The 13,555-nt window shown below is 41.6% G+C and carries 10 protein-coding genes; 4 read left to right on the top strand and 6 right to left on the bottom strand.

Annotation, left to right across the window (positions count from 1 at the left end):
• Positions 1 to 26: 26 nt before the first annotated feature.
• The 6 genes from H9647_RS13835 to H9647_RS26165 all read right to left on the bottom strand — a co-directional run bounded on the left by H9647_RS13835 (position 27) and on the right by H9647_RS26165 (position 7,514).
• Entirely contained in the window at positions 27 to 1,028 is a 1,002-nt protein-coding gene (locus H9647_RS13835) for an aliphatic sulfonate ABC transporter substrate-binding protein (RefSeq protein ID WP_191800893.1), read from the bottom strand.
• Between the two features lie 39 nt (positions 1,029 to 1,067).
• On the bottom strand, positions 1,068 to 1,844 hold the full coding sequence (locus H9647_RS13830) for an ABC transporter ATP-binding protein (RefSeq protein WP_191800891.1): 777 nt from the start codon (positions 1,842 to 1,844) through the stop codon (positions 1,068 to 1,070).
• Positions 1,845 to 2,149: 305 nt separating this feature from the next.
• Positions 2,150 to 4,963 carry a DUF5689 domain-containing protein gene (locus tag H9647_RS13825; protein WP_191800889.1) on the bottom strand — a complete coding sequence of 938 codons (2,814 nt, stop codon included), beginning with the start codon at positions 4,961 to 4,963 and terminating at the stop codon, positions 2,150 to 2,152.
• A gap of 160 nt (positions 4,964 to 5,123) precedes the next feature.
• On the bottom strand, positions 5,124 to 5,261 hold the full coding sequence (locus tag H9647_RS13820) for a hypothetical protein (RefSeq protein ID WP_191801408.1): 138 nt from the start codon (positions 5,259 to 5,261) through the stop codon (positions 5,124 to 5,126).
• Between the two features lie 24 nt (positions 5,262 to 5,285).
• Positions 5,286 to 5,486 (bottom strand): hypothetical protein, encoded by a 201-nt coding sequence (locus tag H9647_RS13815; protein ID WP_191800887.1) that lies wholly within the window; start codon positions 5,484 to 5,486, stop codon positions 5,286 to 5,288.
• A gap of 288 nt (positions 5,487 to 5,774) precedes the next feature.
• Positions 5,775 to 7,514 (bottom strand): ABC transporter ATP-binding protein, encoded by a 1,740-nt coding sequence (locus H9647_RS26165; RefSeq protein ID WP_191800885.1) that lies wholly within the window; start codon positions 7,512 to 7,514, stop codon positions 5,775 to 5,777.
• Between the two features lie 144 nt (positions 7,515 to 7,658).
• Between H9647_RS26165 and H9647_RS13805 the strand changes: the two genes are divergently transcribed.
• The 4 genes from H9647_RS13805 (at position 7,659) to H9647_RS13790 (ending at position 13,542) form a co-directional block, all read left to right on the top strand.
• Positions 7,659 to 9,113, top strand: a complete 1,455-nt coding sequence (locus H9647_RS13805; RefSeq protein WP_318245318.1) for an ABC transporter permease — start codon at positions 7,659 to 7,661, stop codon at positions 9,111 to 9,113.
• A gap of 13 nt (positions 9,114 to 9,126) precedes the next feature.
• Positions 9,127 to 10,644, top strand: coding sequence for an ABC transporter permease (locus tag H9647_RS13800; RefSeq protein ID WP_191800883.1), 1,518 nt, complete (start codon positions 9,127 to 9,129; stop codon positions 10,642 to 10,644).
• Between the two features lie 44 nt (positions 10,645 to 10,688).
• Complete coding sequence (locus H9647_RS13795) at positions 10,689 to 12,509, top strand: ABC transporter substrate-binding protein (protein WP_191800881.1); 1,821 nt, start codon at positions 10,689 to 10,691, stop codon at positions 12,507 to 12,509.
• A 436-nt stretch (positions 12,510 to 12,945) separates the two neighbouring features.
• The gene (locus H9647_RS13790; protein ID WP_191800878.1) at positions 12,946 to 13,542 is read left to right on the top strand and encodes a hypothetical protein; all 597 of its coding nucleotides are present in this window, start codon (positions 12,946 to 12,948) and stop codon (positions 13,540 to 13,542) included.
• Positions 13,543 to 13,555: the final 13 nt, after the last annotated feature.

Genomic DNA, 13,555 nt, shown 5'->3' with positions numbered 1-13,555 from the left:
ACACCCCGTTTCTTCACATCTGCCTTTTAGGGCTGAAGTGCTTTTTCGATATACTGATTATCAAATACGCTCTTTACGTCGATCTTTTTACGAATCGTTTTTTGCTCATATTGAAAGTCCGCTGTTTTCTGCTGTTCTTCTATAATCGCATCACTGACCGGAATGTTAATCTGTCTAGCTCGATCAAGAGTACCTTTGATCACATCGACAGGAATGCCCCGCTCATCCGCATATCTTTGGATTGCCTCGTCTTCATGTTCTTTCTCCCAAGCGAGTGCATCATTCAGCACTTTTAAGTATAGGGTGACGAGGTCTGGATTTTTGTCAGCAAAATCTTTGCGTACGATATTAAAAGAAGGAGATAAAATCCCGAGCTTCTCACCATCGGTTAGGATTTTTGCTTTGCCCGTTAGTGTGTTCAGCGTGATATAAGGATCCCAAGTTGCCCAGGCATCAACGCTTCCCGATTCAAAAGCGGGCTGAGTCTCATCTGGCTGGAGCTGAATGACCTCCACATCAGAGGCGGGGATTCCTTCTGCATTCAGACCTCTGTATAAAAAGTTAAATGCATTGCTTCCTTTGGTAACTGCCACTTTCTTACCTTTGAGGTCACTGATGGACTGGGCCGGACTATCTGCCGGTACAATAATAGCCACATTGTTTTTCCCTTCCAGGCTTTGAGAGATTACTTTAAAAGAAATATTTGCTGCTTGTGCTGCAATAATCGGCATATTCCCAAGTCCCGCAAAATCAAGTCGATTCGAGGCCATTGCCTCTGTCATCGGGGGACCGCTTTGAAATTCCGCCCATTCTACGGTAACTCCATGCTTAGCAAATTCTTTCTCAAACCACTGTTCTTCGCGTGCCTTCCCAAATAAACCTCCGCTGCCTTGAACTCCAATCCGAACGACCGAATCTTTTGTTCCTTCTGCTCCGCTGCTCTCTTCTGTATCTTTCGCGCAGCCCGCAATCATTAGTAAAGCCACCAATAATAATGTAAAAGACCATACGCTCTTTTTCATATTCATTTCCTAATCTCCTCTAGGTTCAATAGTGACATTACCGGTTTATATCCCTGCTCCCGCATCGAGTTCAGGTTCTTCCCCTTTTTCGAATTCTCGCAGCACTTTTGCTCTCAGCTCTTGAAATGAAGGCCCCGTTCTTTTCCGTGGGAATGGTAAATCAATGGGCTGAATGGTTCGGATCTGGCCAGGTCTCGGGTTCATAATAACAACTCTTTCTCCCAGGAAAACAGCTTCATCGAGATCATGAGTAACGAATATCATGGTTGTGCGATTTCTCTGCCAGATATCTAAAAGCACTTCCTGCATATGAGATCTTGTAAAAGCATCCAGTGCTCCAAAAGGTTCATCGAGCAAAAGCACGTCTGGCTCACGAAGCAGTGCTCTTGCAATCGCCACACGCTGCGCCATGCCTCCAGATAATTCTCTAGGATAAGATTGTTCAAAACCTTCCAAACGAACAAGTTCGATTAGTTCAGATACCTTCTTGCGGACCTCCGGTTTTTTCAGTGATAAATTCCCGGCAATGTTCTTCTCTACATTCAGCCAAGGAAATAAGCGCGGCTCCTGAAAAATAAATCCTTTTTGAATACTTGGTCCCGTAATGGGCTCTTCATTCAGCAAGACTTTTCCTTCATATGAAGTGTCGAGTCCTGCAATGATTTTGAGAAGTGTACTTTTACCGCATCCGCTTGGGCCGATCATGGTTAGGAATTCTCCTTTGCGGACTTGTAGATCAATCTGATGGAGCGCTACTATATCTCCTGTTGGAGCACGAAAGACCTTATTCAGCTGCTCGATCCGCAGTGTACTGGTTGTCATTGAAGAACCCCCTAACTTGAGTATATAAATTAAACTTACCTGTTTAGTAGGATAAATGGGTAAAAAAAAGAGAGACAAAACGCATTATAAGTGCAATAACGAAAAAGCACCTCAAAAAAATAAAAAAAGCGTGATATCTCCAGTTGTCTGGTCGATTCGCTATTCTATTGTCATTTCACAAAATGAAACATCATTCATTCTGTCTGATCTGTCGTTTATTTTAACAACAGTAAAAATGGTTGTCAATCCTTTTTTTTACATATAAAAAGTACTGATACCTCGATCAGGGCATCAGCACTTTTATTTTATTTTACAACAACGATTACTTTATCCGTTACTGTATTTCCTGACTCGTTACTAAGCTCTGCATAATACTCGTATGTTCCTTCCGAACGATTCGTAATAGCGGACACTGCACGCTGCGTATTCGGCGTCTGCACGCTTAATGATTGGGTATCGATAAGGTCACCATTCTCATATAAACGGTAAGAAGTTGCGTTTGTTCCCCACCAAAGATTCATCTCTACCTTATAGTTACCGTCATGATCCCAGTTATCATGAGAAAGTACGGCCTTTCCTGGATTTGCATCGGTAACTACAACGATAACTGAAGTGGAAGCCGTCGTACCATAGCTGTTAGTCAGTTCGCTCGTATAGGTATAAGTGCCGTTTGATTTTCCAGTAATCGATGTCACAGCAGACTGTCTTTCTGGCGTACGATCACTGATTTTTTGTGTATCAATAAGAATGCCATTCTCGTATAATTTGTATTCTGCCCCGTTGTTTCCCCACCATAAATTCATCGTAATCTCATAACTTCCATCATTTAGTCCATTGTCATGTCCGTTATTGCTCGAAAGTATAGCTTGTCCTGGTGCACCTTCAGCGAGAACAGGTTCTTCCGGTTCTTCTGGTACTTCAGGTGTTTCAGGTTCCGTACTTTCCGCAAGTGTAATATCGCTGAGTCCTCTAGGTTTTAACTGATATACTCCGCGAAAAACAGCCGATACCCCCGTCAAATTCACTTTATCTCCGGCTTGATACGGAAAGCTGTCCATCGTGATCCCCGTACGAGCGTCAATTCTCACATGATTCGTTTGCTCCCCTACCGCATCAAATTCAAATGATCCTGCTGGAGTTGCACTAACCACATTTTCAATCGTAACGCCATTCAGTTGTACTAACTGACCTTGTGTATCTTCCCCTAAAGAAACCACGGGTTTCGCATTAGGAACACTACCGTCACCTATTTTTTCAATCGATTCAATTTCATCAAGTTCAAGCTCTGTATTATATAGGGTTAATGTCGCCTTTATCTTCACCTTATCCCCGATATTAAATCCGCTTTGCGTTTGATACACATATATACCAGCAGTATCATCCTGTAAATAAAAAGCTTGTCCCCCAAAAGTACCCGGCTGCGTCGTCACTACCCCTTCGACTATAACCTGAGTTCCCTCGTTTTTCGTTCTCGCTTCACTAATCGTTGATAGTGTAATTTCAGGAGTCTGACCTCCGCCATCAGGCAGCGCCTCTGCAGGAACATTCGCAATCGTAACCGGCGTTGTCACCAGATTGGAACCGTTCAATCTGAGCCTCAAATTCGCTGCTCCGGTTGTACCTGGTTTGATCTGTACAGTAATGTCCTTTGTCGCTATACCTTTACTATTCGCCGTCAAGCTGAATGTCTGACTGTAACCATAAGCACTTGGCCAGGTCAGGTCTGCATTTTGCACTTTGGCAACTTGTGTTCCGCCTGTCGTATAGATACCTGCACTATACCCAGATACCGTGCTGTTTGGCGCAAGATTATTCACCACTACTCGAATTTGGAAAGCTTCGCTGTTAGGAAGCTGGTTTTGATGAACAAAATTATAAGAAGGATTGGAAGGAGCTGCTACGGAACTTCCGTAAGATCCCGCTTTAAAAGTTGAAGGATCCCACCATTTATATCCGGCAGCAGGCTGAGACCATGGTTCTGATTGCGGTTCTGTAGAAGCAGCCGGAACTTCAAACGGCAACACAGCTGTAGGCTGATCGAGTGCAAGACCGTCTACTTCCGTAAAATCGGAGTAATCCTCATCTTCGGAAAGCCAGTTTACCAGATTAACCAAGAGCGTCGCATCATCCTGCTCTTTAAAACCATCATACGTCGTTTTTTTACTGCCATTTTCCTCTCGAACGTATTTAGGAGTAGCATCCTCGACTGGAGAAGAATCTCCGATGAAGGCTGCTTTACCAAGCCCTGCTTTAGATACGGCCACATAAGGCCCTTCTTCTATTCCGCCACCGTTATATACACCTTGGTCAACGGCATTGCCCCAAGCCGCATTTGTCTTCGGTAAATATACAATTCCTTTGGCTTTTGTTGGATCTATTATGGCAAGTGTCGATCCTGCATGCATGGCTACCGTCGATACCCCTTCTGTTATCCCAAATGATTGACTTGGAGCAACGATATTGTTCGCCGTGACATCACCTAGCGCATTGTAACGAAATCTTACACCGAAGTTCTCAGCAAGCCAGTCCGAGCTGACTACGCCCTGCATCGCTGCTGAATTTTTCTCCTCTGTACTCATTCCTTTTGTTGGGTCAGTAAAGGCCCCTCTGCGGTATCCATTAATAGACTCAGAACCGTCCCAGCGGTTTTTGTTCCGATCCGCATTATAATGATCGCCAATAAAAAAGATACTTCCACCTTGATCCACATATTGTTCCATTGCTGCTTGTTCGCTTTGTTTGAAAGGAATATTCGGCTCTGCAACGACAAAGACATCATAATCGGAGAGATCTGACAGGGTAATTGGAGTAGACTTACGCAGTTCTTTTACATAGTATCCATCAGAAGCCAGCGCATTGCCGAAATCGGAAAATCCTCCATCAATGACCCAATCCGCTGCTCCTGCTGTCTGTGCATGGGAATTGTCGAACAACACCTTCTTACCCGCATTTTCATTCACTACTTTCGCCTGAATATAAGGTGCTGGATCTTGTGCGCCCTCTGCTTGAACATTGGTAATGTCAGCTGACCATCCTGTCTGAACAGATAGTGCTAATGCGGCTGCCACCACATATTTAAACCAGCGATTGCCTCGAATCTTCTTCCGTGTTGTCCCCATCTTTTCCCTCCTATAATGTTAATATTTGTATATACCCTATTATTCTAGCATCCATACATTAAAAATCATGCTACTTTATGTAAAATAAAAAACAGAAAGAGTGAGAGCTGTTCCATGCTCATTCCTTCTGTTTTTTCTCCAACTATTCGTTGTTATTGGTCTAAATCTCGTCCACATTTGTCGGTGTTTCAGACAGTTTTTGAATGTCATTTGATCCAAAAAAGAATAAAGCGACTAAAATACCAAGAATGATGAGAATGGAAAAGCCTTTACCATCAAAACCTTCAATTTCACTCACCTTGAACTCCCCTGCCATTGTAAATTACAATACATTAATCGACTTTAAGATTTCTCCAATCTCTACTTCTTGATTGTCATTTATGTTTTGAACAATATCATTCAGCTTTTTATAATCATCTTTGGTCAAAAATCTTCCTGTCAGGCCAATAACAACCGTTGCCTCTTTAAATAACGTTAATGAATCTACCGTTAGTTTTCCGGTTAACAGTAGTGCAGCAACCACATAATCTAGAGTCACACCTGATAGTGATGTCAGTTCGCTAGCGGAGATTTGAAACTTTTGGATTGAGCCGCTTTATCATTGTTTTTTTCTCTGCTTTGCATTTTGCTTTGAGTTTTGCTTTTACTAGAGTTGGGTGTTGCACGTTTATGTGGAGGCTTGCGATCGTTCGCCAATAGTTACAACCCCCTTAAGCCGGCACGATAAGAACTTGAAGCACTATTTAATAAAGTATGCGGCAGGGGATTGCAACGTTACTTATTTCATATCTTTGTACCTGTTCGCTAGGAGCTATGATCCCGTAGGAATCGCAACAAAATGACCTTTGGAGACTTCTACGAGTTTCGATTGTAATAGATTATATTTATCGGCACTTGTTTGTTCTTCTAATAGTTTGCGAGATTTCTTGGATTCAATTCTTGGATCGGGTACCGGAATGGCTGCGAGTAGAGATTTCGTATATTCATGCTGTGGATTGGTGTATAGTTCTTCACTTTCCGCAAGTTCCACAATTTTTCCTGCATACATCACAGCAACCCGGTCGCTAATATGTTTTACCATCGACAGATCATGCGCAATGAATAAATAGGTGAGTCCCAGCTTATGCTGCAAATCTTCAAGCAGTTCCACGACTTGAGACTGAATGGATACATCGAGTGCAGATAAGGGCTCATCGCATACTAGAAATTTAGGTTCCACAGCTAACGCTCGGGCAATACCAATACGCTGTCTTTGTCCGCCAGAGAATTCATGAGGATAACGTTCTGCAAAAGAAGGCTCCAGACCCACAAGATCCAGCAGCTCTTCGACTCGTTTTTTACGAGCCTCTTTACTTCCACTCATATGATGAACATCCATGGATTCACCAATAATGTCCATAATCTTGAATCTCGGGTTGAGCGAAGCATAGGGATCTTGGAATATCATCTGCATATGTCTGCGCATCATCTTCATTTCTTTCCCATTCAAACGATGTATCGGCATGCCTTGATATAATACTTCTCCTGCCGTAGGTTCATGCAGGCGTAAAATGGATCTTCCAGTCGTCGACTTACCAGAACCGGATTCACCTACTACGCCAAGCGTTTCCCCAGGCGCGATATGAAAACTAATATTATCTACAGCCTTAACGATCTGCCCTCTGCCCATATTAAAATATTGTTTGAGTCCCGTTACTTCGAGCAGCGGTTCCTTGCTTGTATTAAGAATAAGGGAAGCGGGCTTCGGTTTCTTCTTCTCATCTAGACGAGGAAGTGCATGTAAAAGTTTTTGGGTGTAAGGATGCTTCGCTTCCTCGAAAATTTCTTCCGTCGTACCTGTCTCTACTACTTCCCCATTCTTCATGACCACAACGCGATCACACATCCCTGCTACAACTCCAAGATCATGGGTGATGAGAATGATAGAGGTTCCAAATTTCTCTTGCATATGTTTCATGACATTCAGAATTTGGGCTTGAATCGTTACATCGAGAGCCGTAGTCGGTTCATCAGCAATCAGCAAAGTAGGACGACAAGCAAGCGCAATAGCAATCATCGCACGCTGCCTCATCCCCCCAGAGAATTCATGCGGATACTGATTATACCTGGTCTCACTATCCCTTATACCGACTAACTTCAACATTTCAATCGCTTCTTGCTTCGCTTCTTTTCTCGATAATTTGCGATGTTTTTTTAAACTTTCTGCAATTTGTTTTCCTACTTTTAAAGTAGGGTTAAGTGAAGTCATCGGATCTTGAAATATCATTCCTATATCTCTTCCCCGAATGGATTCCATCTCTTTCTCTGTTTTATGAGCCAAATTTTGACCCATAAATAGTATCTCGCCATCTTTCATATGAGCAGGAGGTGTGGGAATCAGTCGCATAATCGAACGGGCAGTCACACTCTTACCGCTCCCTGACTCTCCAACAATGCCAAGTGTCTCTCCTTTTTTCAGCTCAAAACTAACCCCTTTAACAGCTTCGAACTCTCTTTCCTGATTTAAAAAAGATACTCTTAAGTCTTTTACTTTTAAAATACTAGAGTCCACTATGTTCACCTACCTACGATGTTTTCTTGAAACTATGTAAAATTTATACTTGAAAAGATTGACTTTTTAGACAGCGGTAAATAAAATATACTATATTGATCGGAATTATGCAATTTAACCCGAAAGGAGGTCATAACCTTGGAGATTGCGAGAAAAAAACAGCCTGGTCCTTCAACAGAGCGTTTCCGTCTATCGGACATCATTAGTGAAACTTACAAGAAGATAAGGGTTCGTCCTGCCTATTCGTTCTTTCTCTTTGTTGTTGGATTTCCGGTTCATTTGTTTGTTTTGTTTTACTATTTACTACATCGTAATCGATCTATTTCCACTGAAATCAGAACTCAAGTGCAACAGGAATTGAATGAAGCCAATTTCTATAATGAGTTAGTAGAGCGGTACACTTTGCAATTAGAACGTAAACATGCCTTTTTCGATCAATCAGGGTCTGCTAAACAGATTCAAGAAACAGCAGAGAAATGGGCGAACGATGCCAGTCTAGAAAAACAGGAAGAACTTATACGACTCCGCCTTAAGGAACGGGGACTCCATAAGCCTTCCTACGATCAAACTTTTCAAACGCTTGTACATAACCCACTGTTTCTTATCTTATCTTTTCTTCCAGGCATTCTGATGTATATGGTGATTCTGCTTTACAGTAATCCGTATACCAAATATGTAATGGAACGTTTCGTAATGACGATCTTCGTTATTATGGGTGTTGTCGTTATTGTCTTCACTCTCCTTTACATGTCACCTTTTGATCCAGCTGCCAACATCCTTGGGGAAGGTGCAACAAAAGAGCAGATAGCGAACTTCAACCATATTTATGGACTGGATCAAGGCTATCTTAGCCAGCTATGGAACAACATGAAAGGAATTGCTTTGTTTGATCTCGGAACTTCCTATACAGGGAATGAAGACGTTGCCGCAAGCATTGCACGTAAGTTTCCGATTACGCTGACACTTACGCTCATCTCGCTCTTCTTTTCTGTACTTATTGCGATACCTGTTGGTATCATTTCGGCAACAAAACCAAATTCATTTTTTGATTATACGTTCATGTTTATCGCACTACTTGGACTATCCATCCCGAACTTCTGGCAAGGGCTCATCTTTATTCTGAACTTTTCTATTAAACTGGGCTGGCTGCCCGCCACCTATAGTCCAGAGAATGCGGCTTCCATCATTATGCCGGTCGTTGTACTCGGTACAGGACTTACGGCTGCTGTAGCGCGGATGACTAGATCATCTACCCTCGAAGTCATTCACGAAGATTATATTATTACTGCGAAAGCAAAAGGTCTTAGTCGACGGGTTGTACTGTGGAGACATGCAGTAGGCAACGCCATCATTCCTATTATTACGGTGATTGGTCTTCAATTCGGCGGGATGCTTGGGGGAGCTGCGGTAACAGAGAAGGTATTCAACATTAGCGGGATTGGAAGTTACATTGTTGATAAACAGTTTATTCCCGATATTCCCGGTATATTGGGCGGTGTTGTATACACGGCGATTACGATCTCTATTGTCAATGTTTTCATCGACATCTTGTATGCCTTTTTCGATCCTCGAATCAGGTCCAAGATGAAACAATATTAAAGCAGGTGCTGACATGTCTACTCTTACTGAACAAAAGACTCCTAGAATCGAAAAGAGTCAGCAGTTAAAATGGTCACCCGAGTATATGCAGTCTCAATTTATATGGGTTGTCTCTTTATTGATAACTGTAGTTTTCCTTGGAAGCAGTTATGATTTTGCAAATAGAGCCTTTAAGCCTGCTCTATTCGCTGTATTTGCCGTCTACGCGCTGTTTACTTTGATTCAAATTCTGATTACTTGGTTTATTCGGCGGGATGTACTGACGTATGGCGAGATTAGATCTGCGACGAGACGGCTCGGTTATGTGCAAGTGTTATCGATCGTCACCGGTAATCTCTTTACTGCGATTTTTGGCTTACATTTCATTAAAAAGAAAACGACAAGCGAGTATACGCTCGCGATCTACTTGCTTGTAACCCAGATTTGTGTCATTGCTGTATCCTCACTAAACTTGTTTAAACCTTATGTGACGGATAGCTTTTTACCATCCATGTTTGTTTTGGTCGGCATTACCGTGTTTTATTTAATCGCCTTAATCCTTGTGGCTACGTATGTAGATCGCCGCCAGGCTCCTAAATGGATGATCTACATGGCGATTCCGCTGATGTTAACAAGTATTACAGGAAATCTATTTGCTTTATTACTTGGTCTTGACTTGATCTTTAAAATACGACAAACCCTGAAACCAAGATCTGGTAACTGGGAACGAATCTGGAACAAAATCACACGCAATTACAGTTCCATGTTCGGACTTTTTTTCATCGTATTTATGTTCGCCATATCCGTGTCCAGCTACTTTACATTTGACTACGATATGGCAGTCCAAAATAACTACAGTGCAATCCTCCAAACACCGAATCTTGCTTACCCACTGGGTACAGATCATTTCGGTCGAGATCTATTTTCTCGTATTGTATTTGGAGCAAGGATCTCCCTCGTGGTTGGATTTATCTCTACCTTAATTCCGGTTATTATAGGCGGAATACTTGGAGCATTTGCCGGTTACTATGGGCGCTATACCGACAACATCATCATGCGACTGCTAGATGTGCTGTATGCCATCCCAGGTATACTGCTTGCGATTGCCATCATTGCAGCATTTGGCGCAAATACAACAAATCTCATTCTTGCACTCAGCGTTGGCTCCATTCCAACTTATGCGAGAACCATGCGAGCCAATGTCCTCATGGTCTCTAATTATGAATACGTTGATGCTGCACGAGCTTTTGGATCAAGCAATCTATCCATTATTTTCAGACACATCATACCGAATTCCTTTGCACCGATGATTGTCAAATCAACCTTAACTATTGGCGGTGCCGTCATTGCGACCAGCAGTCTGAGTTATTTAGGGCTTGGCGTTGAACCGCATATTCCTGAATGGGGGAATATTCTCAAAGTCGGCAGCACCTATCTGGAATCGCATTCCTACCTGGCAATCTACCCAGGTCTTGCGATTGTGGCACTTGTATTATCCTTTAACTTTCTAGGTGATGGACTTCGAGATGCACTCGATCCAAAAATTGATTAATTTACAAAAATACAACTTGATAACGAACTTAAGGAGGATTTCATTTGAAAAAAGCACTTTTACCCCTATTACTTGTCCTGATCCTGGTTATATCCGGCTGCAATGTGAATACGAAATCGGATGTCGCAGGAGAAAGTGAACCTGCTGAGAATACGACTACCACTGATCTTCAGCCTGTCGATATTGAACTGTTGGCCATGAGCAGTAATGAATCCGATGTAAATATCATTCGAGATCAGCTCCTTAAAAATGGTTTTAATGTGAAACTGAATCTCCAGCCAGATTACGGCAGTTTCAAAGCACAAGAAGATGCAGGCAACTATGATATTTCACTCTCAGGCTGGACTACTGTAACAGGTAACCCGGACTATGCAGTACGTTCTCTTTTTAAAACTGGCGGTGATTACAGTAAACTAGCTGATCCAGAGGTCGACAAACTCATCGACCAGGCTGCGACAGAAACACCTGAAGAGTATACAGAAACGTACAAAAAACTCGAAGACTATCTTGTTTTTGATAAAGCTTATATCGCTCCACTCTATATTTCACTAAAGAGTCAAGGATTTAACAAAGATGTACTAAATCCAGATACGATTCGCCTGTCTAAATCTCGTTCACAAGTCTGGGAATCTATAGAGTTTAAGGATGCTTCCAAAAATACAACGGAACCGCTTCTTCTAACTCAGGCAGCTTCGACTCTAACTTCACTCGATCCAATTAAAGGTAATGATGGTTCGATCAACGCCATTAATACCAATATGTATGTTCGTCTTGTTAATCTAACGGATGATGACCAGATTACTTCTGAAGGTTCTCTTTCTTTGAATCATGGTATTGCTGATGGCAATTCAGACTATTACTTTGTTTTGCGTGATGACATCAATTTTGCGAAAATCACTGATAAAAAAGCGGAAGACTCCGGTGAACGGGTTGGTGCTGAGGATGTCATCTTCTCTCTAAACCGTGCCAAAGATCAAAATTCGGTTCCTGATCACCGTACCTACTCCCTACATAAACATATTAAAGATGTTGAAATTGTTACGAATCTAAATTCACTCGAATCCATCAAACAAGCGGGATCGGGGAATTCCATTATTGATGTGCTAAATCAAGATTTAGATCAAGGAATTACACAACTCGTTAGTGATAAGACACAAGCAGATAATAAATCTGGTAAATATCAAGTTGTGAAACTTACAACAACTGAACCTTTCCCGCAAGTGCTGAACTATTTAGCTCACCAATCTGCTGGGATTGTTTCTAAAAAACAGGTAGAAAGCATAAATACCTATGATGTAGCAAACTTTGACGTAAATAAAGATATCCCTTACGGAGATCAAAATACTGTAACTGAAGGAAGTTCTTACAATAATACGCTGTATGCAAGCGGTCCTTACATTTTGTCTTCCAAAAATGATTATGAAGCCGTATTTTATAAAAACCCAGGTTATATGCCAGGTACGGAGAATGAACCAAAAATTTCTGAGATTAAAGTGAAATTCATTAAAGATCCTGACAATGCTTTATCTGCACTTCGCAGCGGAGAAATTCATATGTACTACGGTGTGCCTGAGACCAAATATGATTTGGTTAAACAAGACAGTAAACTGCAATTGCAAACCCTCGAAAGCAATGGAGTCAGCTACTTATTGTTTAATACAAAAGGCCGGGATGTTGCTAAAAGCGAAGATTTAAGAAAAGCCGTACTTTACTCCATTAATCAAGATGAAATTTTGTCCTTCTATAACAACAATAAATTTAAAGCAGTATCAACGGTTAGCCCCATCGTTAAAACGGGTAATGAGCTCGTTTCTGATCCCGCAAAAGTAAAAGAATATCTGGCTAAATACCAGGAAAGTAAGTAATACCTGAGCTACAGACAAAAGATCTGTTCCTTGCTAAAGGTGAATTTGTAATCATTCCCCAGTTTTAAAGCTGCGTCTTTCGTTGTTGACATCGTCAAACACGGGAGGCGCTTTTTTATAAGAAAATAGTACTAGTAATATTTCAATAAAGTAATTATTATTAATTGGTGAAATGATACCCTCTGTCTGCTGATAAGAAAATGTAAATTCCTTCCCAGCATATGATTGCTAACATTCACGTATAAATTGTAGTAAGCTTCACAGCGTTAAATATTACATAATATGGGATAAAGACACAATCTTGTCACCTTCCTAGTCTTAAGACCAGGTTTCATATAGACTATAGTCAAGATGTAGATTACTACCCTAGCATGTTTTATTTAGTTAGCTAGCAAGTTAGAATAAGGTATTGTTGTTTTTGGAGGGGAAAAGAAACATGTCAGCGAATAGAGTTGTATATATCGTTCTGACTTCGACAGGTACGTATTTATCAAAATTGATACAATTTTATACGAAAGCATCTCTTAATCATGCATCCATCGCATTTGACCCAGAGCTGAAAGAGGTATATAGTTTTGGACGTAAAAATGTAGCGAATCCTTTTCTGGCAGGCCTTGTCCGGGAAGATTACAGCTCACCATTTTTCCATTCATCTCACTGCGCTATATACACCTTAACAGTGACCTCTGAGCAGTATAATCAAATGCACCATCTTGTTCGGGACATGATGAAAAGACAGCATACATATAAATATCATCTTCTCGGCCTAATCGGGGTTATGCTCAACGTTGAACTCCGCAGGGAGAATGCTTATTTTTGCTCTCAATTTGTCTCTACTGTTCTAGGACACGGAGGAGCTCTGCCGGTACGTAAACCGGCCCATCTCGTTACACCCAGTGATTTTGAGAAAACAGAAATTCTGAAAGAAGTGTATCGAGGCAGTTTATGGGATTATACATGCGAGTCCAGTGAACGATCTGTTCGAACGAAGACAGCATCGATGGATCGAGTAAAGGCGCATATTATTTCATAGCCGTGTTGTATTT

Source organism: Paenibacillus gallinarum (assembly GCF_014836635.1).
Classification (GTDB): domain Bacteria; phylum Bacillota; class Bacilli; order Paenibacillales; family Paenibacillaceae; genus Paenibacillus; species Paenibacillus gallinarum.
The sequence above is the reverse complement of the archived record's forward strand: the minus strand, read 5'-3'. Positions and strand labels throughout refer to the sequence as shown.